Origin of the sequence: Pseudoalteromonas sp. SCSIO 43095, assembly GCF_023650455.1 — a bacterium.
Lineage (GTDB): Bacteria > Pseudomonadota > Gammaproteobacteria > Enterobacterales > Alteromonadaceae > Pseudoalteromonas > Pseudoalteromonas tetraodonis.
In genome coordinates this window covers 1,154,286-1,179,706 of sequence record NZ_CP087995.1, presented here as the reverse complement: position 1 = coordinate 1,179,706, position 25,421 = coordinate 1,154,286, and the positions used below count along the sequence as shown (strand labels likewise).

The window sequence follows — 25,421 nt, the reverse complement described above, 5'->3', positions numbered from 1 at the left end:
CTTCAGCGCACAAGTGTACGCTCGATTTTTTAAATTTCAACCCCATTAGAGTAATTATTCAATTTTTCTAGAGCGGTATTTAAAGGTTAACAACGCTTAAGTACCCAATGGAGAACGATTAAATTGCGTACACTTGTACTTATCCCAAATACTTAACACTGTGATCAATAGCGTGCTAAGGTAGTTAAAATTTAGTTAATTTTGGAAGCCATTATGAACAAAGTAACAACGCGTAAAAAATTTTCTACACTCGCCACAGCCAGTTGTGCATTGGCATTTTCGGCGCTTACCAGCCTCAGCGCTTATGCAGTTGACTTTAAAGAACTGGATAAATTAGCGCTTAATGTAAAACCGGTCACTGTTGCCCAAGGGATTTCTATTCCCTGGGCTATTGAGGCTCTACCAAACGGTGATTTATTAATAACCGAGCGCAGTGGCACCTTATATTTATTGCGTAAAAATACCACCAGCTTAACTAAAATTTCTGGGCTACCTAAAATTGATGCCAACGGCCAAGGCGGCCTACTTGATTTAGAGCTGCATCCTGATTTTGCTAATAATCAATGGCTGTATATCACTTACTCAAGCAGTGAAGGTGACGGTGCTGGCAGTAACACCGCACTTATGCGCGCAAAATTAAGTAACGATCACAGCCAATTACGCGAGCAACAACAATTATACAAGGGTGAGCATAACTCTAAAAAAGGCCAGCACTACGGCAGCCGTATTGTGTTTGATAACCAAAATTATGTGTATTTTTCGATTGGCGATCGCGGCTCGCGAGATATTAACCCACAAGATTTAAGCCGCGATGGCGGTAAAATTTATCGTTTACACGACGATGGTAAAATTCCAACCGACAACCCATTTGTAAACCAAAAAGACGCAAAACCAGCGATTTGGTCTTACGGGCATCGTAATCCACAAGGCATGTGGTTCGATGGTGAAAATAATGTATTTTGGGCACACGAACACGGCCCCCGTGGCGGCGATGAGCTTAATATGATTAAACCTAAAACTAACTACGGCTGGCCAGTGGTGAGTTACGGTATTAACTACAGCGGCACCTCGTTTACCGATTTAACCGAAAAATCAGGCATGCAAGCGCCCACATTGCAGTGGACACCGTCTATTGCCCCTTCTGACATGCTGCTCGTAAAAGGTGACAAATATCCTGAGCTTAAAGGAAAATTTTTACTCGCTTCAATGAAATACGCCTTTATTAGCATACTTGAAATAGCAGATGGCAATGTCGTTAAACAAAGTAAATTACTGGAAGGCATTGGCCGAATTCGCAGCCTAGCACAAAGTGATGATGGCACTATTTACTTAGGATTGGACGGCCAAGGCATTGTGCGCCTTGACCCACAGTAATTTTTTAATACGCTAATTACAGTAACAGCAAACTTTTTGCGTCTTCACTGCGTATTGTTACTGTAACTAGCTAATTAACAACGAGGGTGTTGATGTTTTCATTTTTAAAGCCAGATCCCATCAAAAAATTACGTAAAGAATACGACGTAAAATTAGAACAAGGCATGCAAGCGCAAAGAAAAGGCGATATAAAAAGCTACGCTATGTTAACCGACGAGGCTGAAAAAATTTGGAATGAAATAGAAGCGCTCGAAGCCAAAAAAGCCAAGTAAACATTAAACCTAATAAGTTTAAGCCTATCCCCCGCATTAACAGTGCAGGGTTTGAATTCCCCGACTAAATAACTTCGATAAACATTTACCCAACTAAGTAAAATTAAATACACTTCTTATAAGTTCACTTTGCATTTCCCCCATCACGTTATTACAGCCCTATTGGTGCGACATTCAAAAGCCATTTTATTTCTCGCATAATCAGTTGTTTACATTAAAGTTAATTAGTGGAATTATTAACCAATAATTACTTTCCTCTGTTTGAGGGATATCCACTTTTAGGTCACGGGGTATTTATGGAATTTAAGCAAGCACAAAAAGACATGGATCTCGCCTATTTTGGTGGCGCAACAGGTGTTGTTATTTCTGGGTTAGTTTGGTGTTTTGCTGGTTTAATTGCAGTACTGTATTCAACTAAAGCGAGTATGCTTACCCTGTTTATTGGTGGTATGTTTATACACCCGCTGGCTATGTTGCTATCAAAAGTACTTAAGCGCCCTGGACAACATGACTCCACAAACCCATTAGGCAAACTTGCTTTAGAAAGTACCGTTATTTTATTTGTTGGTTTTTTCCTCGCCTTTTATGTTTCTAAGCTGCATCTGCAATGGTTTTATCCAATAATGCTGTTGGCAATAGGTGTGCGTTATTTAATTTTTAATACTTTATATGGTGCAAAAGTTTATTGGCTTTTAGGTGCTGTGCTTATGCTAGCGGGAGTAGTTTGTATATTATTAAATGCTAACTTCGTCATTGGTGCTTTTGTTGGCGGCATAACAGAAGTTATATTTTCTATTGTGATCTTCAATAAATCAAAAGAGTCAGCAGTAAAAGCCTCGTAACGAATTGTTATCTAAAAGGAAAGTTACAGATAAAGATACTCTTAGCTTAACACTATGCATCATTAACTTTAACGTCTTCATTATTTAAAAAATAGCAGTACACTGTCAGCACAAATTTAACTTAAATTTTTGCTAACAGTTCACTAATTCTCAGCCTATTTATATTCTACCTTGGCGGTTAAGCGATTAAATAAACTAGGGAAAAACCGTTTTATAAACGGTGCCCAACCACTTAACCCTTGGCCAACCACTACTTCATCTTTTTTATTGTAAATTGCAGTGATCATTTTTGACGCGGCCACATTAACGTTCATACCATTTTCAATAGAGGGTTCAGGCTTATTTTGTGCCTCTCCCTGCTCGTTTAATGAGTTATGGGCAATAGCCGTTTTAATGGAGCCTGGGCAAATAGTTAAGCAATGTATGTTGTGCTCTGTCACTTCTGCTCGTAAGCAATCCATAAAGCCTACTACAGCGTATTTACTGCCTGAATATCCGGTTCTGAACTTAGATCCTACTTTGCCGGCCACACTACTAATAGCCACTACAGAGCCGCTTTTACGCGCTACCATTGAAGGTAATACCGCTTTAGTGAGTGCAATTAAGCCAAAGTAGTTTACTTCCATAAGTTGGCGATACACTTTAAAGTCGTTTTCTAAAAATAAGCTACGTTGTGATACACCGCCGTTATTTATTAAAATATCAATCGGGCCTAAACTGTCTATTTGTGCTGAAACATCGTGCAAAACGGTTTCAGGCATTGATAAATCAAGCGGGATAATACGATGCCCCTCGCCTTTTAACTCGTCTTTTACTTGGTTGAGTTTATCGGTATTTCGCGCTGATAAAATAACCTTTGCACCTTGCTCTGCAAATTGTTTTGCAAGTTCTTCACCAATACCTGATGATGCGCCGGTTATCCACACTGTTTTATTATTATAATCCATGGTTTACCTTATATTTATTAACTGATTATGCTTTAGTTGGGCCCGCTATTTCATTCACTTGCTGTTCTAAATTTTTATAAAAGCCCATCAAAAACAACAGCTCAACAGTGACATACAAAGGGCCAATAATTAAACCAACTAAATCATCAACAAATGCGGGCTTTTTACCTTCAAAATAATGACCAATAAATTGTAATACCCAGCCAAATACAAACACCCCAACTCCAATTGCTAACCATGGCACCAAAGCCATAGCAGCAATTGGTTGTGCAGCTACTAATAATAAAGTGAAAATAATTCCCATGATTAAACCAAGCGAAAAGCTCAACATGAAATAGTAAACCACAGAGGCTAATACAAAAATTTGCGCGCCATCAATGCTAAAATTAGCAATAGGGATTTCAATTCGGGCGAGTAAGCATAAAGCGGCAAACACAATGAGTGGAATACCAAAAAAATGAGTTAATACGTTACGCTTTGAACGATGATACAAGCCATACTGGCCAAGTTGTTGTTGTAGAGTTTTCATCGGTTGATCCCGTTGTTATTTTTATAAGCAAAATTCACCTTATAAAAAAGTGCGCACAATAACAACAAATACCGATGGTTATAAATTAAAAGGCTAACTAATGGCTCTGTAATTGGGTATTGATGTAAACTATTTGAAATAAATGTTTAACTGTTGGCCTTTGTAATTTAAGGAAATCATCATGTTATTAAAAGCCCTAGCCATAGGCTTATTACTTGCTTTAGGCGAGAAAATTAATGGCAACATTCGGGTGCGAGTTCTGCATCGATTATATGGGCAACGACGCGCTAAAACACTTAGTTTACTCTCAGGCATCGCCATTATTTTTGCTATAACTTAGTTAGCCCTGCCATGGGTTGCCCCTACAAATTACCTAGACTCTTTAAAGCTAGGCTTAGTGTGGCTAATGATAATGCTTAGTTAGATATTTTTTTGGGTAGGTATTTATTTAAATATAAGTGGCAGAGAATTTTTGATGATTTTAATCTCTTTAAAGGCAACTTGCTTAGTGTAGCCATGTTGATACTTTTATATGCCCAAGCTTGGTTTTTTGGTTGCAGATGAAAGTTATGGTTTAGATCACTGCTCTATAAGCGCAGCGTCTATTTGCCCTATTTGTGCATAATTCACTTAAAATCTATTTAAAGTCAGGAGTAAATGAGCTTGCAACGTGTCGTTATCTAAGCTAACGCGGTTACAAGCTTGCCTTTTTCATGCGTAGGTTGCATGACCATTCGATCAGTGCCTTTTTCGTATTCTTGCTCCAGCATTTTTTGTAACTCTGCAAGCTGCTCTTTAATGGTGTCTATATCAGCACCTTGCTCTTGGAGTTTTTCTGCCAATGCATCGATTGCTGCTTTTAACTCAGCAATTTTTTCTTTATCAACCCCTAATCGTTGATAAATAAGCGCCTCTTGCGCATTTTCTAAAAAGCTTTTGTCTTGTGGCTTAGTGCTTGCGATTTGTGTTTGTTCGCTATCACTGGTTTTAGCTGTTGCCACAGGGCCAGAAGTTGCCGCTACTTCGTCAGCTTTTGCCGGTTTATTTATTGTACTAACATAAGTATTATATTGATTTTTAAAGGTTATTGATGTCATCAGCTCAAATCCATTTTTGCGTTAAAATATCTATCTTTAACTATTTTCACTTAGATACGTGTATGGAATAACTACAGCAACTTTAATACCAACTTATATTTGTTATTCGCTTCGCTTTAACTCTTTATTTTAAATTAAGCCCATTTAGCTCATTACGCACCCATTGCTTATCGAGATATTGCTCTAAATTCAGCTGGGCAAATTTTAAAAAGCTGCGCGCAGCATGAGAAATATGCCTGTCTGTGCGCACTACAAAATACCAATGGCTGGCTAAGCAGGTGTCGGTTACATTGAGCACTTTAAAACTGTTATCACCTTTTGGTAATACATGATGGGAAAGCACCGCAACCCCCATTCCCGAGGAAACAGCAACTCGTATGGCTTCGTTACTGGCCATTTGCACGCTATCGCTAAGGACTAAACCACGGCTTTGTAATTCGCTTTCAAAAAGCATACGCGTAGCAGAGCCTGGCTCTCTTAATAAAAATCGATATGGCATTAAATCAGCTAATGTTAATGCTTTTACATCGGCAAGCGGATGATCAAGCGGCACAATAAAGACCAAGGGGTTATGTAAAAAACGCGCAGCTTGGGCATGTTCAAGTGATGGTGGGTGGCTAAACACATAAATGTCGTCTTCTCCACGTTCAAAACGCGCTAATACTGCAGAGCGGTTGCCAATTTCTAATGGCAGCTCTACATGGGGATGGGCATTACTGTAAGGCCCAAGTAACTTAGGCAAAATATATTGTGCAGTGTTTACCATGGCAATTTTACAGCGCCCGCGCTCCCCGCCTTTAAGCTCGGCTAAATAGTCTTGGTAATCATCAAAGTGGCCAAACACTTGCTCACAAGTTCTAAATAATTGTAAGCCAACCTCGGTAACCTGTAATTTTTGCTGTTGCATAACAATTAAAGGCTCATTAACGGCTTCTTGTAAGCGCTTAATTTGCAAAGAAACGGTAGGCTGAGTTAAATGCAATTGCCGAGCAGTTTCGCTAATGGAGCCGGTTTTAACTACACTCATAAAGACTTCGAGTAGCCTAAATGATAGTTGCCTTATGTTCATTACTCACCTCATAGATTTTTATCTATAAGATACTATCATTCATTTTATTATTTACTATACAAAGATAGGTTTACAATAGCGCCGCTTAACAAATTGAGTAACTAATAACAAAAAGGAGAACAGTGTGCCTGATATCGTCGTAATGTTTTTTATTTTAGGATTAGTGGCGGGGATTTTACGTTCTGATTTAGCGATACCTAAAGCCACTTATGACACACTAAGTCTATTGTTAATGCTCACCATAGGGTTAAAAGGTGGTATGGTGCTGCATGGAAACTTAAGCTGGCAGCTTCTTCCTGAAATGGCCTCGGTTATGTTACTCGGTGGCCTTATTCCCCTCACTCTTTACCCTATTTTAAAATATGTTGTTAGACTCAGTGTGGCCAATAGCGCCAGTATTGCCGCGCATTATGGCTCGGTAAGTGCAGGTACCTTTGCAATTGCATTGGCTTATGCAGAGTCGGCTAAATTAGAGGTAGGTGCTGAGGTTACACTGTATTTAGTGATGCTCGAATTACCTGCCATTATTGTCGGTTTAATACTGTATCGTAAACTCGACCAACAACATAGCCAAAGTAATACACTGTCGCTCAAAGCGCTTTGGCACGAAACACTCACTAACAAAAGCGTGATTTTATTGGTAGGCGGTGTGATCATCGGAATGATGTATGGCACACAGCAAGGCAGCCAAGTAACCAGTCTTTTAACCAGTAGTTTTAAAGTAGTACTGGCGTTATTTTTACTTGAAATGGGTTTAGTGGCTGCGCAAACTCTGCGCCCATTTCCTTGGCAGCATTGGAGACTCGCTGCATTTGCTATTGTCACTCCGCTATTTTTAGGTACTATCGGCGTAACTGTAGGCACACTATTAAAATTAGAATTAGGCTCGGTGGTGATACTCGGTAGTTTAGTGGCTAGTGCGTCCTATATTGCAGCCCCTGCAGCGATTAAAGCAGCCGTTCCCAAGGCTGATATTGGCCTAGCTATGCTGAGCTCTTTAGGGGTAACGTTTCCGTTTAATGTGATTGTTGGTATTGGTTTGTACCATAAGCTTGCACTTGCCATGCACTAAAATAAACACCAATAAGCCCAACATGGGCTTTTATTTTTTAACTATGCCCCGCCATTACTAAGTTATTACCCTTTTTAAAAACTCAACAAATATAAAACAAAAACGCTAACTTATTTCTACAATCAGATTGCAATTAAGCGATTAGTTTACGTAAAAAAACATTTTAAAAATTATTTTGATTGAGCAATTAAAAAACACTTTACTTGGTATAAAAAGCAGCATAAATTCGCAGCCAAATTAATCTGCTTCAAATAATCGCGCCACTATCACACCTAAATCAGCAATTATTTAAACCCTTTTTATCGGAATAATCTAATGGTGGAACTTGCCGCTAATAGTAAATCAAATAATCCTTTAGCCCCTGTTATTGGTTTATCTTTTTTTGCTATTGCTTCGGGCTTTTTAATGAGCCTGATCCCGTTATCACTGAGTGCTTTTAAGTTAAGTATTGATCTTGCGCCTTGGCTTGCCAGCGTCTTTTATTTTGGTTTACTTATTGGCGCGCTGTGTATTGAGCGTGTGGTAGTAAAAATTGGCCACCGTATGGCATTTATCGCATTTTTAATGTTGCTGATCATCAGTGTTATTGCACAGATCATTTCCCCTACAGCCACTATGTGGTTAACTGCTCGCTTTATTGCTGGTATTGCTGTTGCGGGAGTATTTGTCGTGGTTGAGTCGTGGTTGTTAATGGCAAATACTCCTAAGGCTCGAGCTAAACGCTTAGGTTTATATATGACCTCTTTATATGGTGGCAGCGCTGTGGGGCAATTAGCAATCACACCGCTTGGCACTGAAGGTGCCGTACCGTATTTATTTGTCGTAGCCCTTTTGGCGTTGGCTATTTTAGCTCCATTATTAATTACCACAGGCCAACCTAATGCTCAGCAATTACAAAAGCTGCCACTTAAAGAGTTAAAAACTCTAAGCCGCCCTGCTATTTTAGGCTGTTTAGTATCGGGATTATTACTAGGCCCTATTTACGGGTTATTACCAGTTTATATAGCCGCGCAAACTGATCAAGCCCAATATACCGGCTTACTTATGGCGGTGATTATTTTAGGTGGTATGCTGGTGCAACCTTTAGTGAGTTATTTATCAACCCGTATTATAAAAAGCTTACTTATGGCTATTTTTTGTTTTGTTGGTGCTGCCAGCGTAATGGGAATATTAAACGCACATAGCTTTGGCGGATTAGTTGTAAGTTACTTTGTATTAGGTGCGTGTAGTTTTGCACTTTATCCGATTGCAATTACTTTAGCGTGTGACTCCTTACCTATGGCAAAAATAGTGTCAGCCACTGAAATAATGCTGCTCAGCTACAGTGTCGGCTCTGTATTAGGCCCGTTGTTGGCAACACATTTTTCTGATGCAAGCCATGGTGTGCTTATTTATTTAGGTGGTTGTTTAATTACCACCTGTATTTATATGCTCATAAAAAGTATGAAAAAAATACCCACAGGTAACACCCCTGTTGCAGGTTAACTAACGCGATAAACCGCTTAAGCTTATTCGTTTGCCACTAAGCGGTTTTTACCTGCGCTAACACTGTACTGCTTATGTTTTTTAACTCTTTTAGCTCAATGTGATGCTCGTTTATGAGCTCGTCAACAAAACAGCTGCGGTTGTTGTCATCACTTATGATAAACACCTTGTGTTTAGCACGAGTGAGCGCCACATAAAATAAGCGTCGCTCTTCGCTATGGGCATACAAATCTTTAGCGGGTAAGAGAGCTTCTAACATTGCAGGCGATGGCTTAGTGCTTGGAAATCCGAATTGCCCGCCATGCATACCTAAAATAACTACATAATCGGCTTCTTTACCCTTTGAACCATGAAAGGTATCACACTCAATTTGTAATGAAGCAAAGGTGTGCTGCAAGGCGTTAATATCGGCTTTAGTAGGTAACTGAAAGCGATAGCGTGCCAGTAAATACACAACAGCGGGCTTATTTTTGTTGATAGTGTCGAGTAAATGGGCAAGTGCCCCATTATTTAGCTCAGCTATTTTTGTATTTTTGCTTGAGACAACATTCGCTGTTTTTAATACGCTAATAGCGGGCTCTGTCACTTGTGATAACGAGTTAATTTGCTTAGCTAACTGGGCAGGGTTTTTCATGATAAAACTTGAAGCAACCTCACTAATTTTATTATTAAAACGAAACGTAACATCCAATATGGTTTGTGTGGTAAAACCAAAATGTGCGGCAAATTCTGTGGTAAGGCGCATATCAGCACCACTAAAACGGTAAATAGCTTGCCAGTCATCGCCTACTACAAACAATGAGCTTCCATGCCTACTATCGCGCAGCGCTTTAACCAACGCCGCACGCGTAGGCGATATATCTTGAAATTCATCAACCATTATATAACGCCAAGGTGATATAAACTTTCCTGTATTAACATAATCGAGGGCTTTGAGGATCATATCGTCAAAGTCTATTTCACCTTGAGTATCTAAATAATGGTTATAGTTGGCTAATAATGGCTTTAATAATTTCCAAGCCTGCTGTATCTGCTTTGAATCGTTCTCAAGCGTTATATTTGCTGTTTTATACACGCTAATTAATTGACTAAATAATGTCGCTAATTTGGTTAAATAACCGCCAGCTTTTATCTCTTTTAGAAGCGCTATATGATTAGGCTTTGCAGTGCTTAATTCAAACCCACTTTTAACGTCATTAAGATTGTTATTTATATAGTTTACCAATGCTTTAGCATACTGTGGCTTAGCATTAGCAAGCGATTCAAAACACCTTTCAACCCATTTTATTTTAGCTGTTTCGTTTTCAGCAAGTTTAGATATTTTAGGCGTTTTTCTCTCAACCTCACCAATAATTGTTAAACCTAAGCTGTGAAAAGTGGCGGTTTTTATAGCCTGTGTTTTCAGCTTAGTTTTAATACGTTCGTCCATTTCACTGGCAGCTTGCTTACCATAGGCGAGTAATAAAATATCATCGTAATTAGCTTGCTCACTGTTAACTAAATAGCCCGCTCGCGCCACCATTACACTGGTTTTACCTGTGCCGGCTCCGGCTAATACGAGGTTATTATCGTCATCGATAATACATGCCCGTCTTTGCTTTTCAGTAAGTGGGTTTGCTTCAACGTTATCGAAAAAACCAGCATAACGCTGCAACTGTGTCTGTGTGTATTTATGCTGTAAAAAGCGAGTTAATGAATCGCTCCACTGACTATATTGTTCGAGTAGTTTTATTTGCGTGCTAACGACTGCCAATGCCTCACTCTTTTTTATCCAAGGTAACCAGCGGTTGTATTGTTGTTTAACGCGCTGTTTTATATCTGCCACATAGGATTGACGCAAAAATTGATGATGTGCAAATTGGTTAATATTTTCTAGCAGCTCATTTAATGGTTCAATATTATTAGTGACCCATAGCTGATCCGTCTTGGCTTTAAGTATTCGGTGACTGCCATACGCCCTCATCCACACTCGATACTGCCCAGACTGTGTTGAAAAACGTAGTGTTTGTCCAAGCACCCCATATTCATAACAAATAGGCGAGGTTAAATCGCACCAATTCAGTGTATCTGTGAGCTTTTTGTTGTTAATGACTAAACCTTGTTGATTAATATCAACAGCGAGGTGTGGGGTAAACAGGCGGCCAAATACGCTGGGGAAAATAGAATTCATTAACAGCAGAATTCCTTTATAAAAATGAACCAATTAACGCTATTTTAAGGTAATACGCGCTGTAAGGATAATAAATCTGGCGGTAAAATTTTCAACGCGTTAAAGTAGAACAAAAAACAACCAATTTATCTATTTCCTTAACATAACTTCCTACTGTGACTAATATTTACTCTACATACAAGACAACGCGATGAAAAGGCAAACCGAAACCTTTTTTTGAAGCCGTTACCGTTATTTTAAATGCTGACAGAGACATATACCAAGCACGTATTGCACAGGAAAATCTACTCAGTGCCACAGACGATAATGAGACCAATAAAGCAGAGTTTTTAGAAAACGCTGAACAAGTCAAAGACCGCTTCACAAACTAACTTATTAGCGTTAAATGCCGCGATTGAGGCTGCCAGAGCTGGTGAGCAAGGCCGAAGGTTTGCCGTTGTCGCTGATAAGGTTAGAGCGTTGGCTACCCGTACACAACAAAGCACCGATGAAATAGATACAATGATCCAACGATTAAATAACAATGTAAAAGCGTCATCAGATTCTTTTAAAAACAGTCAAACAAATGCTAATGCCACACTAAGTAATTTTGATGCCGTTATTAGTATTTTTAGCAACCTAACTCACACCTTTGAAAAAGTGCAGCAAATGTCGGCCGAAACCGCACAAGCAGCACAAATGAAACAAATCTCTGAGCAAACAACACTGCAGTCAAAAAATATATCAGCGCTTTACAAGCAAATGAAATCGCAAGTAGATAGCTTTAAGGTATAGTGTTGTAAGCTTGTAAAACAATGGCGCAGCGTTTACTGCGCCATTAAGATAAACCCAACTAAGCCGAATAGCCTAGGCTAGTGTATCAATAATAATTATTTCACACTCTGTTGTTGCAGTTAGCGTGATAAAATCAGCATGAGTGACCTCAGCACCATCCCCTTTGTTCATGGTAATTACACTGTTTTTGTCATCTACAGTAAATACACCATCAGATGCAAGTACATAAGCTTGATGATCAATACACTGAGTGATGGTGGTACCTTTTGCAAGCTTTCCACCATAAATGCGTGTTTGTTGATTGATAAATAAGGAGTTACCCGCATCTTCTGCATAACCCGACACTAAAAGCGTAAGCTCGTTAGCTACGTCGGTCGGAAATTTTTTACTTTCCCAACGCGGCGGCACATCTTGTTTATTACTTTGAATCCAAATTTGATAAAAAGTAAGAGGCTTATTGGTACGATTATACTCAGAATGCACAATGCCTGTGCCTGCACTCATTACCTGCACTTCTCCTTGCTCGGTTATACCTTTATTACCCATACTATCTTGATGAGTAATGGCACCACTGCGTATGAAACTAATAATTTCCATATTTTTGTGTGGATGCGCTCCAAATCCCATTTCAGGTGCAACCCAATCATCATTAACAACGCGTAATGTACCAAAGCCCATACGTGCTGGATTATAGTAATGTGCAAAACTAAAATGATGTTTAGATTTAAGCCAACCGTGATCGGCACTGCCTAAACTGTTCTTTGGATAATGATTGATCATGGTCTTTCCTCAAAAAGAATAAACATTAATTAATATGGACGTTCACGGTCGTGTGGAGCATCAAAATGATGCTTAGCACCCAGCGGTACTATTTGTGTTGGATTAATCGTTAAGTGGCTTACATAGTAATGCACCTTTGTGTACTCTAAATCGACGGTTTCTTTAACACCCGGTACTTGGTACAGCTCGTTAACGTAATTGCTAATATGGTGAAACTCGCTTAATTTTTGACGGTTACACTTAAAATGCCCGTGATACACCGCATCAAAGCGAATAAGGGTTGTAAATAAACGCCAATCAGCTTCTGTAATAACATCACCAACGAGATAGCGCTGCTTAGCTAAACGCGCTTCTAGCCAGTCTAAACTATCAAATAGTGCGGTGTAAGCCTCGTTGTAAGCCTCTTGTGTAGTAGCAAAACCGGCTTTATATACGCCATTATTAATGGTGTTATAGACACGGTTATTCACGGCTTCGATTTCTTCACGAAGTGGCTCTGGATAATAATCATCAGTATTGCCAGTTAGCTCATTAAACGCACTATTAAGCATACGAATGATCTCTATTGATTCATTATTTACAATAGTTTGCGTTTTTTTATCCCATAAAATCGGCACAGTAACCCGCCCTTCATAACCAGGATCGGCTTTTAAATATAATTGATAGGCGTAATCTAAGTTATAAAGTGGATCGCCCTGCTCGCCAAATTCCCAGCCGTTTTCCATCATTGGCGCTTCAACAATGCTCATAGAAATAATATCTTCGAGCTGCTTTAATTTACGAAAAATAATCGTTCTGTGCGCCCATGGGCACGCCAGCGATACATATAAATGATAACGCCCCGCCTCAGGGGGGAATTTGCTTTGTGGCGCTGATGAAATAGTATCCCTAAAACGGCTGTCTTGACGTACAAATTTACCGTCGCTTTTTTCGGTGTCGTACCATTTATCGACCCATTCACCGTTAACAAGTAATCCCATGTCCGTCTCCTAAGTATGTAGAATGTGCCAACCTTAGGCAGATTGGCAGCTTAAAGTTCAATCAGTTATATGATCAGCTTATTGGTTTAATTTGTTATGAATTTTTCCATCAAGGGATAGCTTTCCAGCTCCTTGAATAAATAAGGCTAAGGTAATTGCCAACAACGATAAACCAAACTCGTAACCGTTGTTGCTCATAAATAAACCGTTATCTATATGTACGGTAAAAATAGCAACCACCATAGTGATAGCCAGTACAAAACTCGCAGGACGCACCAGCAAACCAACGATGAGTAGTAATCCACCAAAAAATTCAGCGCCACCCGCCATTAACGCCATTAAATAGCCCGGTGCTAAGCCAATCGACTCCATCCATTGCCCTGTACCTTCCAAGCCATAGCCACCAAACCATGCAAACAGTTTTTGTGCCCCATGAGCACTAAACACTAATCCTGCAATAAGCCTTAATGGTAGAGTTGCAAAAGACTGTTCAGTTTTTGTGATGGCAGCTTTGATATTTTTAATCGTCATAATGTTTACCTGTATTGTTTTTGTTAATTATGCAGCTATTGTATAAGTTGAATTAAAATTAAATAACTCCTATTATTTGCTTTATATGTTCAAATATTTTGAACAGTTAATATTTGGTATGATGATGAATACACCCCCTATTAGCATAGAAGCTTTACTGGTATTAGACGCCATTGAGCATCGTGGCAGTTATGCAGCCGCTGCAGAACAACTTAATAAAGTGCCATCAGCCCTGTCGTATATTGTTAATAAACTTGAAGAGCAATTAAATGTAACCTTGTTTCAGCGCCAAGGTCGGCGAGCAGTTTTAACCCCCGCAGGTAAACATTTACTGAGCGAGGGGCGTAAAGTACTCAATGCTATAAATAATTTATCGGAGCAAACACAAACCATAGCTAATGGCTGGGAGCCTAGAATACGGATTGCTTGTGACTCAATTATTGACGTAACTAATGTTTTTGCTGCTTTGCAACAATTTTTAATTGAACATAAAAGCATTGAAATTGATGTAAAAGAAGAGGTCATGAGCGGTACATGGGAGGCATTAATAGAAGACAATGTTGACTTAGTGATTGGTGCACCCGCCCCCGTGCCTGCTCAAAAAGGGATCAGGGCAGTGAAAATAACGGATATTCAAAATGTACTTGTGGTTCACCCATCCCACCCTTTAGCAAAAGAGCAAAAACCAATCAAGCCTAGTGTTCTTGGTCAATACACCACTGTGATAGTTCATGATTCTGCAAAACAAAGTATTCCGTGGTCAGCTAATTTAATCGAAGGTAGTCAACGTTTTTATGTAAGCTCCGTAAAACAAAAAATTACCGCTATTTTATCGGGAATCGGGATTGGTTATTTACCAGTAAACCTTATTGCTGAACATATTAAAGCTAAAACACTTCATGTTGTGGAGCTCATTGAACCACGTCCTATTCAAGACTTATACCTTGCATGGAAAATAACCAACAAAGGTAAAGGATTAAAAAAATTGACTCAACTTTTAATCGACAATAATTTACAGACATGAAATAAGCCAACTACATAAATGCAAAAGCCCATGCTAACAAAATTAGCATGGGCTTTTTTAATCACTAATAGATGTTATAGAGCAAGATCTTGCTTAGCACGTGTTAAGTTGTGCGACACTAACTCGTTACCTGATATTTGCTGTGCTTCGTAAAAGTCAGATAACGCTGCGGTTTCGTTTTTAGCCATTAAACGGCCAACACCGCGGTTACTTAAAGCAAATGAAGTCAGCTCACGTACTTTAAAACGTGGGCCTGTACTTTGCTGTAATAATGTAATTGCTTTTGAGCAAATTTCTTCAGCTTGGCTGTAGTTTTTTGATTTTACATTTAATGCGCAACTGTTAAATGCAACTTCGAATTCTTGTGGGGCTGTTGCAGCCTCTTCAATAACCATTAACTTGTAGTCACTTTGATCAGCCATTACAGAAGCTGAGCATATTCGTTTTAATAAAAGCGACAAATAACCGCTCGTTTAACTAAGCTGCAAACCCGGCTTGATTATTTACTGATTTAAGTATTCAATAGCTTCTTCTTGTAAATCAATATATTCATCTTCAGACATATTTAACTTTTTAAGTATAAACGGTTCAAGGCGCTCCCAATCTTTAATTTTTTCATCACGTAAAATACTATTTACTATGCTTTCAGAGAGCTTTAATACACAAAAACAGAGCTGTTGATTAGGATCGGATGTATCCTCAAGTAAACTTAAATCATGATGGCGTAAAATAAGCTGGCAAATATCTCTTGGTTAATGCCAACTCGATGCTAAGTAATAGCCGATAATGGCATGGTTAGCGCCATAAACACGATCTTCAATATCAACTAAACTTTCTTTACTGCTTCTATTTGAACCATGCAGCACATTGACGTAGTCGTCATATTTAATCGCCATCGGAACTATGCCACAATCATGAAATAAACCGAGAGTGTATAAGTATTCAACTGGAATTTTATTTTTTACTCGCTGTCCAACAATCATGTTTACATTAGCAATTTCAGACGCGTTATCCCAAAAACGCTCTAAACTAATACAACATGTTTTTTGTAAAAACATTTGCTTTAATTTAAGCGCAGGAATAAGTGCTTCTATGCCATTCCAACCTAAAAACATGATGGCTTGTTTAATATCAGACACACTACGTACTAAGCCATAAGCGGGTGAATTAACAATTTTTAAAATAGCAGACGCTATAGCCACATCTTTAGCAATGATTTCTGCGGCGTCTGAAAGCGAGGGCTCTTGTGCAGATGCTAATAATTCAAGGTCATTTAAAATTTGTGGTTTTGGGGGAATAATAAAGTTTTTATTTACATCTGATAATACCTGCTCATTAACGACAATCATCGATGTCTAGCCTCCAGCTAAGCTATATGGATTATTTATTTAATTCCATTTGAACTTTTATACTAGAAGTTGATTAGAGATTTATCAATTTGTAGGTGCTGAAATTGGTAGGGTAAAATAATTTTTAAAAACCAAAGCAGCACACGCCCGGTATATAGACGTGTGCTTTGAATACTAGCTTATTAGAAGTAATAGCCAATATTAATGTTGAAGCGGCGTTCAGTTTCGCTGCTATCGCCCGCTAATGAACCGCCAACAAACGGCATGTTTTTACCATGAACTAAATCAAAGTATGTAAATAAACCACCTGCAGCGACCGAGAAACCGGTTACGTTCATCCAGGTATCTTTGCTGTTGTCTGATTTGTCGTAAATAGCGCTGTAGTCATTATAAAACTGTAAGTTTGTTACTGCGCCCCATTGCACCGGCACACTGTATGCTATGTTTGCACTCGACATAGTTGCTTCCGCTGCCATGCTATCGTAAAACGAGTAAGCGCCTACAGCAATACGGTTTACGTTATCAATATCGTAGTTGTATTCGCCATGTTGTAATTGCAAGTTCCAAGGGCCCATATTACTGTTTAAATGTAATGCCCATGCGTTATAATCACCTGCGCGGTCAACACCATCATGCAAGCCACCAGCAAGCGCTGACACACCAATTTCAGTTTTACCACCCTCATGCTCTAGGTGGTAGCCGTAACGACCTGAGAACGTATTATATTCACCAATTGGATTGGTCGGCTCAGCGTAAACACCATCCCCGGCTTCTCTAAAACCAACAATGTCGTAAGAATAGCGATCGCTGCGGTTATCTACATAACCATCAACACCACCTAATTCATCATTTTTGAAAAAGCCTAAATCAAGCTGCCAGTTATCGGCAATTTTACGCTTAAATAACACCCCTAAATCGTGGTCGTCTTCAAGGCCAACGTAATAGTTAGTGCTGAAAAAGTAGTTATGTGAGTTGTATGGCCAGTTACCAAAAGGAACCTGAGTAATACCTGCTTGAACTTGCCAATCATCAGCAAAATCGTAAGCTGCATAAGCGTATTTAACAGCGGTCATATAATCAAAAAAGCGAATTTCAGCGTTTAATTTTACATCACCCACATCGCCTGAGAAATTTAGACGAAAAATATCAAAATCAAAATCGCCACCGCGATTTTTATTATCGTCATCATACGAGGTGTGGCTATAGTTGGTTCGAACAGCACCGCCAATTTTAATTCCCTGAGGCTTGTGTTCATGTTTAGCTACTTTAACTTCAGCTATATCTTCTTTCTGTTCAATGGTGCGCTCGATTAATTTTTCACTTTTTTGCTCTGCTTTTGCAAGTTGCTTTTGCAGCATTTCCACTTGTTTTTGTAAGCTGCTTAATTGCTGCTTTACTTTATCAAGATCTGTATCTGCATGTGCCGGATGTGAAAAAACAACCATAGCCACTGCCAGTGCTAAAGGTTTCATAGGTGTCATAATTTGTCCTTGCTTGCCTTGTTGATGTTATTAACTCGAACTTGGTCAGCGTGAGCTAAGTACCTGCTTGATTTTACATGTTGTTTTACAATGATAACGTATTTTTACAACTCTTCAATTACACTTTATGATTTTGCGCAACACACACACTACTTTTTAGCGGGGTAAGCATAACAATTAATCATCATTTTAATAAATGAAAGCAGCAGCTAGCAAAATTAAAGCTTAAAAAATAGCAGGATGATCATGTACCTATTTTTAATGTGTTATTATTTAAAAATCATATTTAAAACAGCCAGTTTGTTGCTACATATATAAATTAAGGACTCTCAAAAAATGAAAAATAACGATACCTTTAACACAATTGCTACGTTAATTTTTAAGCATCTTTATAATAACTTTCCAAGCCCAAGCCAGTTAGATCCTGAACAATTAATTAGCGACACCTCAGAACATCAAGGTGAGCAAATAAAAGGAACAATCGCGTTTCTTCTTCATGAGGAATATATATTTTCGACGCCCAGCGCCACTTTTTTGCTAACCGAAAAAGGCTTTAGCCACGCTTTATGTCCAAAGTTTTGATCTAACTTTACTTTTAAGCACTAAAGCTTAAGTGAATTACTATAAGAAGTTACAACAATGAGTGATTTTATTTGGTTACTTCCAGCAGCGGTACTCACTATCATTTTAATTAAACTGATTAAACAATCTAAAAAACTGCCTTAGCTTTTTATTTAATGAGTACGCTTTAGCAATTTTTGGATTTGCGCGATTACCATCCTTGGCTCATTATTTTGTGGATAGTGGTAACTTTTACCGGTTAGCACTGTCACACCTTGAGGAAAAGCATTAGCCCAGTTTGCATGCAGTTCCCCCCACATTTCACGCCCTTTATCAGTAAAAAATAACACCGACGGATTTTCATACTTTTTAACTGAGGCAATAACCGTCACAGGAATATCAGCTATTTGTGGGTAATCGGGCAAAGGTCGCTTAGACCAAAAGTCTACATACTGATTTGACATACCGTTTTTCATATCATCACGTTTTATAGCGGCAATTTCTTTTTCAGTGCGCGATAAATCAATCTTACGCATAATATCAACATCATGCTCTGAGGCGGGTTCAATTAACATTAACGCTTTAATGTTATCAGGCTAGCTTGCTGCAAATACTCTTGCGATATAAGCTCCATAAGAATGCGCCACATAAATCACCGGCTCTTCAATTTTTAATGCTTTAAGTAATAGTGAAGCCTCAGCAGCATACTCCTCTGAGCTATAGTTTTTCTTTATTTGCGCTGAGCCGCCATTGCCAATTCGAGAATAACGAATTACTTTTACATGCTTGGTAATCGCTTTATAAATGGGTTCCCAATCACTTAAACCGGCAGAGCCAACTGCCTCAAGTAAAACAGTGTGTTTACCACTACCCGCCATTTCATATTCAATATCAAAGCCATTTACTTGCACTTTAGCAAGCTCAGCAAACACAACGCTTGAGGTGATTAATACCCAAATAGAATCGTTTTTATTATTAGTTTCATGTTGTTAAAGCTAATTAGTAGTTAGCTTAAGTGTATAACATTAAGCACTATGTTTATAAATAAATTCTCTAACGCATACCCTTAAAAATAAATAATCACATCAATCATGCTTAAATCATGTTTTGGCTGATAGATTTCCTTATTCAAACCTATAAACCTCTGTGACCCTATGCCATAATCTAAATAATTCATAAATTTAGTAACTTGGCGGAATACCAACCGTTTCAAGCTAACTTATAGGGTGTTTAAATGGCTTATCAAGAGCAAAATCAAGCAACAATCTATTGGCACGACTACGAAACCTGGGGGGCAAGCCCGCAAAAGGATAAGCCGAGTCAGTTTGCCGGTGTACGCACCGATCTTGATTTAAATATTATTGGCGAGCCGCTTATTGAGTACTGTAAGCCTCAAGCGGATTATTTACCGCATCCTGAGGCGTGTTTAATTACTGGTATTACCCCACAAGTGGCGATGCAAAAAGGCTTAGTTGAGGCTGAGTTTATTGCTAAAATTCATGCCGAATTTAGCGTGCCCAATACCTGTGTGGCTGGTTATAACAGTATTCGCTTTGATGATGAAGTAAGCCGATATAGCTTTTATCGTAACTTTTACGACCCATATGAGCGTGAATATAAAAACAATAACAGTCGTTGGGATATTATAGATTTAGTGCGTGCCTGCTATGCACTTCGGCCTGAGGGTATTGAGTGGCCATTAAAAGAAGATGGCAGCCCAAGTTTTAAACTTGAGCATTTAACTGTCGCTAATGGTATTGAACATGCCGCTGCGCACGATGCATTAAGTGATGTAACGGCTACCATTGCACTGGCTAAATTAATAAAAGAAAAGCAACCTAAGCTGTATCACTTCTTTTTTAGTTTGCGCAATAAAAAAGCCCTTGTTGAATTGGTGGACGTGTTTAACATGACCCCATTAGTGCATACATCGTCGCGTATTCCAGCAACCCAGGGTTGTACCACGTGGGTGGCACCTATGAGCTTTCATCCTGTTAATAAAAACGCAGTTATTTGTTTTGATTTAACCCAAAACCCACAGGTATTACTTGATTTAAATGTAGAAGAGCTACGCAAGCGTTTATACACCAAACGTATAGATTTAGCAGAGGGTGATTTACCCGTAGGTTTAAAATTGGTGCATTTAAACAAGTGCCCTATTTTAGCGCCAGCTAAAACGCTACTGCCTGAAAACGCTGCTCGCTTGGGTATTGACCGCGAGCAATGCTTGGCTAATTTAGCCATTTTAAAAGCCAATACTGAGCTTCGCGATAAAGTCACTGAGGTATTTAATGAGCAAGGCGATTACAGCGCCACTACAAATGTAGATTATTTACTTTATGATGGCTTTACTAGCCATGCTGATAAAGCTAAATTTGCGATTATTCGTGATGCAAAACCTGAAGACTTGGCAAGTTTAAAGCTTGAATTTGAAGACCCTAAATTCAATACTTTACTATTTAGATACCGCGCCCGTAACTGGCCACAAACGCTAAACCAGCAAGAGCTTGATCAATGGCGTCAATATTGCCAAAGCAAGTTAATGCATGGCGAAGATCAACCCTCAATCAGCGCGCAAGATTTTATGATCACTCTTGAAAACCTAGCGCATGAACATGACGACAGCGAAAAAAATCTTACAATTTTAAAAGCGCTGTATAACTACGCGCAAAGCATGTAATTTGCTTTAGTGTATATAACCCATGAAAAACGCGACACTTTAGCAAAAAGTGTCGCGTTTTTTGTTACTAGGTAAAAAACCAAAAACCTATCTCAACAAGAGAGGTGAATGAGAAAACATAAAACCAACATTCATTTTTTATGTGTATCACTTTCTCTAAAAGCGCAGCGCCTCTTAGCCTCTTTGTGAACAGTTTACTTTTACCAATTACATTACTTTTTATGCAGTGCTTCAATACGCGCTAGTAAACTTGAGGTATCGTACCTGCCGCCGCCAAGTGCCTGCACATCGGCGTAGTATTGATCGACCGTTGCAGTCATTGGCAGCGTTGCACCGTTATTTTTAGCTTCATCGAGTGCAATACCTAAATCTTTACGCATCCAATCTACAGCAAAACCAAATTCGTACTCGCCTGCCCACATTGTTTTGTAGCGGTTTTCCATTTGCCACGAACCAGCTGCGCCTTTAGAAATGGTTTCTATTACTTTTTCGCCATCAAGCCCTGCTTGTTTAGCAAAATGTAAGCCTTCAGCTAACCCTTGCACTACACCAGCAATACAAATTTGGTTGACCATTTTACATAATTGCCCTGAGCCAACTTCCCCTAATAACTGGCTAAAACGGCTAAACGCCGCCATGATAGGTTGTGCTTTAGCAAATACCGTTTCGTTGCCACCGGCCATAACGGTTAACACCCCGTTTTCAGCACCTGCTTGACCGCCTGATACTGGCGCATCAATAAAGTCGATATGCTGTAAAGCCGCTTTTGCCGCAACTTCACGCGCTACCTCAGCAGAAGTAGTTGTGTGATCGATTAAAATCGTGTTTTTTTCCATACCAGCTAAAACGCCATCATCGCCGTATACCACTGACCGTAAGTCGTCGTCATTGCCAACACACATAAATACCATATCGGCACCACTTGCAGCTTCACGCGGAGTAGGTGCAAAACTACCGTTAAAATCTTCAACCCATTTTTGTGCTTTAGCTGCTGTGCGGTTATAAACACATACGCTATGCCCCGCTTTTGCTAGATGCCCCGCCATTGGGTAACCCATTACGCCTAAACCTATAAATGCAATTTTAACTGACATAAAAATGACCTATTTAACTGATAACTTAGAAACATAAGCTCGATTATGTCAATCGGCCGCAAAAAAAGCGAATGAAAGTCTTTTAAAATTTCCCTCATACGGAAATTAGGTAGGTAATCTATGGATAGTATTTATCAATTTAACGCACCACTTTGTAATAACGATGATTTTTCTTTGAGTCAGCTAAAAGGAAAAGCGGTTCTTATTGTTAATACCGCCAGTAAATGTCATTTTTCTGCGCAATTATGCGCGCTAGAAAAGCTATATCAACAATACAAAAACGATGGGTTTACTATTTTAGCCTTTCCGTGTAATCAATTTGATAAAAATGAGCCATTAGAGGGAATGGCCATTAAAGACTATTATCAAAAACATTTTTCAATTAATTTTGAGGTGTTTAATAAGGTCATGGTAAATGGCCCAGATACGCATCCACTGTTTAGTTATTTAAAATCTCATACAAGGGGTATTGCACAAAACCGAGCAATAAAATGGAACTTCACTAAGTTTTTAGTTAATGCACAAGGGCAGCTGGTTGCTCGCTATGCACCGCGAACTAAACCGGAGTCATTACATAATGTAATAACAAGCTGCTTAGAATCAGTGCCCGTTATAAAACCGACGACCGCTCGTTTAGGAGTCCGTTCGGCTGTATTAAAATAATCCTGTCGTAATTAAAACAACAAGAGTGAAGCATCTATAGTAAGAATAGTTTATGGTAATAAAATAATTGATTACTTGGAGCTAGTTAATGGATATTGCTTTTTTTAGTGCTCAGAAATATGAGCGCCCTTTTTTTGAGCAAAGTTTAAATGGCTTTTCTAACATCACTATTACTTATTTTGAGCAAAGTTTATCGGCGCAGACGGCAATATTAGCTAAAAACTTTGACGCTGTGTGCGTATTTGTCAACGATTCTGTTGATAAAGCGGTAATTGAGCAACTTGCCACATTGGGTGTTAGCGCTATTTTATTACGCTGTGCGGGGTTTAATAACGTTGACTTGCCCGTTGCCAAACAGCATAACTTAAGCGTATTACGCGTACCCGCCTACAGCCCTGAGGCAGTCGCGGAGCATTGTGTTGCCCTTATGCTTACCCTCAGCCGTAAAACACACAAAGCTTATAACCGCGTACGCGAAGACAACTTTGATTTAAATGGCTTACTTGGGTTTAACTTACATAACAAGACCATAGGTATTATAGGCTGCGGTAAAATAGGCTTGGCACTGTGTAACATTTTAAATGGTTTTGGCGCTAACGTTTTAGTGTGTGACCCTTTTGCAAAACCAGGCAATTACACTATTACCGATTTAAATACCCTACTTGCCCAAAGCGATATAATTTCACTGCACTGCCCGCTGAGCGAAGATACGCATCATTTAATCGATGACGTTGCATTTAATAAAATGAAAACCGGGGTCATGCTCATTAATACTTCGCGCGGTGCGCTGGTAAACAGCCAAGCGTGTATTAAAGCACTTAAATCACAAAAACTGGGGTATTTAGGGCTTGATGTGTACGAACAAGAATCAGAGCTGTTTTTTAAAAACCACAGTGAAGAAATAAATCAAGACGATATATTTTCTCGCTTAGTGAGTTTTAGAAACGTGTTAATAACAGGGCATCAAGGCTTTTTTACTCAAGAAGCTCTAACCGAAATCGCTAATATAACATTACAAAATGCAAACGAGCTTGCTCAAGGGCAAACGCTAACCAATCAAGTATTGTAATATCAAGTCATTTAAACTGTAAAAAGCGAACTTTCGGGTGACTCCCAATAGTTCACTTTTTAAAACGGCATTTTTAAATTCGCGTTTAAAAGTTTTTAACCAAACGCTACATTTACAAATACTAAGGTCATAAGTATAGGACACACAAAGCGAATATATTGTGCAAACCAATAGTGCGGCCCACTACTTGCCTTGTGCAGCTTATTACCACGTTGCCATAGCCAGCCTACCGTTATAAAGTAAAATAGCCCCATTAACGGCAATTGGTATTGGGTAAATACCATAATCACTAAACCAAACAACCAATCAAAGTTTAAAATAATGGTACTGGCACAAATAAGCACAACAGCACTGACTGCCCATGTTGCTTTGGTTCTATCTACACTGTGGTTTTCAACCAAAAATGCCACAGGGATCTCAGTTGACGAAATAGTTGAGGTAACTGAAGCTATCGACATCAATACAAAAAATAATAAGCCAACCAATAAACCAATTTCACCCATAGTGCCAAATAGCTCAGGTAATATGGCAAAAATAAGTTGTCCCTCACCAATTAATTTACCGTTATTAAATACTTCAACGCCATTGTACTGGGCAACATAAATAGCCGGAATTATTAATAAGCCCGCCAAAAACGCCACGCTGGTATCAAGTAGCGCAACACTTGCGGTTAATTTTGGTAAGTTAGCTCCGGGTTTTAAATATGAGCCGTAAATCATCATACAGCCTACCCCAAGCGACAACGAAAAGAACGCTTGCCCCATTGCGGCAATAATTAAATCAGGGTCGAGTATTTTGCTAAAGTCAGGCACTAAATAGGCAGCAAACCCTTCGCTTGCGCCATCTAACGTTGCAATATAAATAATAAGCCCAATGAGGAGAACAAGTAAAAGCGGCATTAAACGGCGTGACCAGGTTTCTATTCCCGACTTCACCCCTTTTAAAATAATACTGGCGGTTAGAATAAGCATAAGCGGCGTAAAAATAAAATTACGTAACATAGAGTCACTATGTAAAAACTCACTCAAGCTCTGCAAGCCAAAAAAGCTACTTATAGGCTCTATAGCGTAGGAAAGCATCCAACCGGCCACAATTGAGTAAAAACTTAACATAACGATGGCACCGGCAAGGCCAATATAGCCTGCTGCGGCTCCCACTTTAGGGGCGTGATCTTGCCATGCTTGGCCTAGTGCTTTAACAGGGTTAGCTTGGGCTTTGTAACCTAAATACAGCTCGGTGTACAAAGCAGGTAACGCCAGCAAAAAAATAACGATAAAGTAAACCAGTAAAAATGCGCCGCCACCATGATTAGCAGCCTGCGTAGGAAAACCCCATATATTACCTAAGCCTACCGCTGCACCGGCTGCTGCCAATACAAAACCTAGTCGACTTTGAAAACCATCACGCACTTGTGCCATACACCTACAAATCTGTTATTATTTTAACGAATGCGAATTAAACCATATTTAAGAGCGACTGAGTAATAAAAATGTACTTAGCGCTCACAACAACTAACAACCGCTCACAAACTATCCAGCTTTGGGTAATAAATATGTAATCGGTCGTCATTTATAACGA

24 protein-coding genes and 2 pseudogenes are annotated in these 25,421 nt (G+C 39.1%); 12 read left to right on the top strand and 14 right to left on the bottom strand.

Going from position 1 to position 25,421, the window contains the following annotated elements:
- Positions 1–213 precede the first annotated feature (213 nt).
- The 3 genes from LOC50_RS05655 to LOC50_RS05645 all read left to right on the top strand — a co-directional run bounded on the left by LOC50_RS05655 (position 214) and on the right by LOC50_RS05645 (position 2,488).
- Positions 214–1,374 carry a PQQ-dependent sugar dehydrogenase gene (locus LOC50_RS05655; RefSeq protein ID WP_069439557.1) on the top strand — a complete coding sequence of 387 codons (1,161 nt, stop codon included), beginning with the start codon at positions 214–216 and terminating at the stop codon, positions 1,372–1,374.
- A 92-nt stretch (positions 1,375–1,466) separates the two neighbouring features.
- Complete coding sequence (locus LOC50_RS05650) at positions 1,467–1,646, top strand: DUF6435 family protein (protein WP_248532012.1); 180 nt, start codon at positions 1,467–1,469, stop codon at positions 1,644–1,646.
- Positions 1,647–1,942: 296 nt separating this feature from the next.
- On the top strand, positions 1,943–2,488 hold the full coding sequence (locus LOC50_RS05645; RefSeq protein ID WP_069439558.1) for a DUF7010 family protein: 546 nt from the start codon (positions 1,943–1,945) through the stop codon (positions 2,486–2,488).
- A 155-nt stretch (positions 2,489–2,643) separates the two neighbouring features.
- Here the strand turns inward: LOC50_RS05645 and LOC50_RS05640 are convergent, their stop codons facing one another.
- The gene (locus LOC50_RS05640; RefSeq protein ID WP_036982439.1) at positions 2,644–3,435 is read right to left on the bottom strand and encodes an SDR family oxidoreductase; all 792 of its coding nucleotides are present in this window, start codon (positions 3,433–3,435) and stop codon (positions 2,644–2,646) included.
- Positions 3,436–3,460: 25 nt separating this feature from the next.
- Positions 3,461–3,964 (bottom strand): Mpo1 family 2-hydroxy fatty acid dioxygenase, encoded by a 504-nt coding sequence (locus LOC50_RS05635; protein WP_036982438.1) that lies wholly within the window; start codon positions 3,962–3,964, stop codon positions 3,461–3,463.
- A gap of 181 nt (positions 3,965–4,145) precedes the next feature.
- Here LOC50_RS05635 and LOC50_RS05630 point away from each other — a divergent pair, with 181 nt between their 5' ends.
- Entirely contained in the window at positions 4,146–4,304 is a 159-nt protein-coding gene (locus tag LOC50_RS05630) for a hypothetical protein (protein WP_248473696.1), read from the top strand.
- A gap of 340 nt (positions 4,305–4,644) precedes the next feature.
- Here the strand turns inward: LOC50_RS05630 and LOC50_RS05625 are convergent, their stop codons facing one another.
- Positions 4,645–5,061, bottom strand: a complete 417-nt coding sequence (locus tag LOC50_RS05625; protein WP_250653770.1) for a hypothetical protein — start codon at positions 5,059–5,061, stop codon at positions 4,645–4,647.
- Positions 5,062–5,185: 124 nt separating this feature from the next.
- Positions 5,186–6,130, bottom strand: a complete 945-nt coding sequence (locus LOC50_RS05620) for a LysR family transcriptional regulator (RefSeq protein WP_069439561.1) — start codon at positions 6,128–6,130, stop codon at positions 5,186–5,188.
- A 124-nt stretch (positions 6,131–6,254) separates the two neighbouring features.
- Between LOC50_RS05620 and LOC50_RS05615 the strand changes: the two genes are divergently transcribed.
- Entirely contained in the window at positions 6,255–7,202 is a 948-nt protein-coding gene (locus LOC50_RS05615) for a sodium-dependent bicarbonate transport family permease (protein WP_250653769.1), read from the top strand.
- Positions 7,203–7,517: 315 nt separating this feature from the next.
- A complete protein-coding gene (locus LOC50_RS05610) occupies positions 7,518–8,687 on the top strand; it encodes an MFS transporter (protein WP_036982433.1) in 1,170 nt (389 codons plus the stop codon).
- 37 nt (positions 8,688–8,724) lie between these two features.
- Here LOC50_RS05610 and helD read toward each other — a convergent pair whose 3' ends face one another.
- Positions 8,725–10,857, bottom strand: coding sequence for a DNA helicase IV (gene helD, locus LOC50_RS05605; RefSeq protein WP_250653768.1), 2,133 nt, complete (start codon positions 10,855–10,857; stop codon positions 8,725–8,727).
- A gap of 357 nt (positions 10,858–11,214) precedes the next feature.
- Here helD and LOC50_RS05600 point away from each other — a divergent pair.
- A pseudogene (locus LOC50_RS05600) lies at positions 11,215–11,631 on the top strand (methyl-accepting chemotaxis protein); the annotation flags it as partial.
- A gap of 72 nt (positions 11,632–11,703) precedes the next feature.
- Here the strand turns inward: LOC50_RS05600 and LOC50_RS05595 are convergent.
- The 3 genes from LOC50_RS05595 to LOC50_RS05585 form a co-directional block, all read right to left on the bottom strand.
- Positions 11,704–12,411: a pirin family protein gene (locus tag LOC50_RS05595; protein ID WP_250653767.1), complete on the bottom strand. Its 708-nt coding sequence runs from the start codon at positions 12,409–12,411 to the stop codon at positions 11,704–11,706.
- A 29-nt stretch (positions 12,412–12,440) separates the two neighbouring features.
- Positions 12,441–13,391, bottom strand: coding sequence for a glutathione S-transferase family protein (locus LOC50_RS05590; RefSeq protein ID WP_250653766.1), 951 nt, complete (start codon positions 13,389–13,391; stop codon positions 12,441–12,443).
- Positions 13,392–13,469: 78 nt separating this feature from the next.
- Positions 13,470–13,922, bottom strand: a complete 453-nt coding sequence (locus tag LOC50_RS05585) for a DoxX family protein (protein ID WP_250653765.1) — start codon at positions 13,920–13,922, stop codon at positions 13,470–13,472.
- Positions 13,923–14,046: 124 nt separating this feature from the next.
- On the opposite strand from LOC50_RS05585, the gene LOC50_RS05580 reads away from it, so the two are divergent.
- Positions 14,047–14,946, top strand: coding sequence for a LysR substrate-binding domain-containing protein (locus tag LOC50_RS05580; protein WP_069439568.1), 900 nt, complete (start codon positions 14,047–14,049; stop codon positions 14,944–14,946).
- Between the two features lie 74 nt (positions 14,947–15,020).
- Here LOC50_RS05580 and LOC50_RS05575 read toward each other — a convergent pair whose 3' ends face one another.
- From LOC50_RS05575 to LOC50_RS05565, 3 genes are all read right to left on the bottom strand, one after another.
- Positions 15,021–15,368: a hypothetical protein gene (locus LOC50_RS05575; RefSeq protein ID WP_250653764.1), complete on the bottom strand. Its 348-nt coding sequence runs from the start codon at positions 15,366–15,368 to the stop codon at positions 15,021–15,023.
- A 330-nt stretch (positions 15,369–15,698) separates the two neighbouring features.
- Positions 15,699–16,295: an HDOD domain-containing protein gene (locus tag LOC50_RS05570; RefSeq protein ID WP_249929874.1), complete on the bottom strand. Its 597-nt coding sequence runs from the start codon at positions 16,293–16,295 to the stop codon at positions 15,699–15,701.
- Between the two features lie 182 nt (positions 16,296–16,477).
- On the bottom strand, positions 16,478–17,776 hold the full coding sequence (locus tag LOC50_RS05565) for a porin (RefSeq protein WP_036982420.1): 1,299 nt from the start codon (positions 17,774–17,776) through the stop codon (positions 16,478–16,480).
- Positions 17,777–18,112: 336 nt separating this feature from the next.
- Between LOC50_RS05565 and LOC50_RS05560 the strand changes: the two genes are divergently transcribed.
- Positions 18,113–18,358, top strand: coding sequence for a hypothetical protein (locus LOC50_RS05560; protein ID WP_036982419.1), 246 nt, complete (start codon positions 18,113–18,115; stop codon positions 18,356–18,358).
- Positions 18,359–18,510: 152 nt separating this feature from the next.
- Here LOC50_RS05560 and LOC50_RS05555 read toward each other — a convergent pair.
- A pseudogene (locus LOC50_RS05555) lies at positions 18,511–19,322 on the bottom strand (alpha/beta fold hydrolase).
- A 249-nt stretch (positions 19,323–19,571) separates the two neighbouring features.
- Here LOC50_RS05555 and sbcB point away from each other — a divergent pair.
- Complete coding sequence (sbcB, locus tag LOC50_RS05550) at positions 19,572–21,017, top strand: exodeoxyribonuclease I (protein ID WP_250653763.1); 1,446 nt, start codon at positions 19,572–19,574, stop codon at positions 21,015–21,017.
- A gap of 212 nt (positions 21,018–21,229) precedes the next feature.
- On the opposite strand, the gene LOC50_RS05545 is transcribed toward sbcB, so the two are convergent.
- A complete protein-coding gene (locus LOC50_RS05545) occupies positions 21,230–22,111 on the bottom strand; it encodes an NAD(P)-dependent oxidoreductase (protein WP_069439597.1) in 882 nt (293 codons plus the stop codon).
- Between the two features lie 120 nt (positions 22,112–22,231).
- On the opposite strand from LOC50_RS05545, the gene LOC50_RS05540 reads away from it, so the two are divergent.
- Positions 22,232–22,774, top strand: a complete 543-nt coding sequence (locus LOC50_RS05540; RefSeq protein ID WP_036982413.1) for a glutathione peroxidase — start codon at positions 22,232–22,234, stop codon at positions 22,772–22,774.
- Positions 22,775–22,862: 88 nt separating this feature from the next.
- On the top strand, positions 22,863–23,843 hold the full coding sequence (locus LOC50_RS05535) for a 2-hydroxyacid dehydrogenase (protein ID WP_036982411.1): 981 nt from the start codon (positions 22,863–22,865) through the stop codon (positions 23,841–23,843).
- A gap of 95 nt (positions 23,844–23,938) precedes the next feature.
- Here the strand turns inward: LOC50_RS05535 and LOC50_RS05530 are convergent, their stop codons facing one another.
- Positions 23,939–25,261 (bottom strand): sodium-dependent transporter, encoded by a 1,323-nt coding sequence (locus tag LOC50_RS05530; RefSeq protein ID WP_250653762.1) that lies wholly within the window; start codon positions 25,259–25,261, stop codon positions 23,939–23,941.
- Positions 25,262–25,421 lie beyond the last annotated feature (160 nt).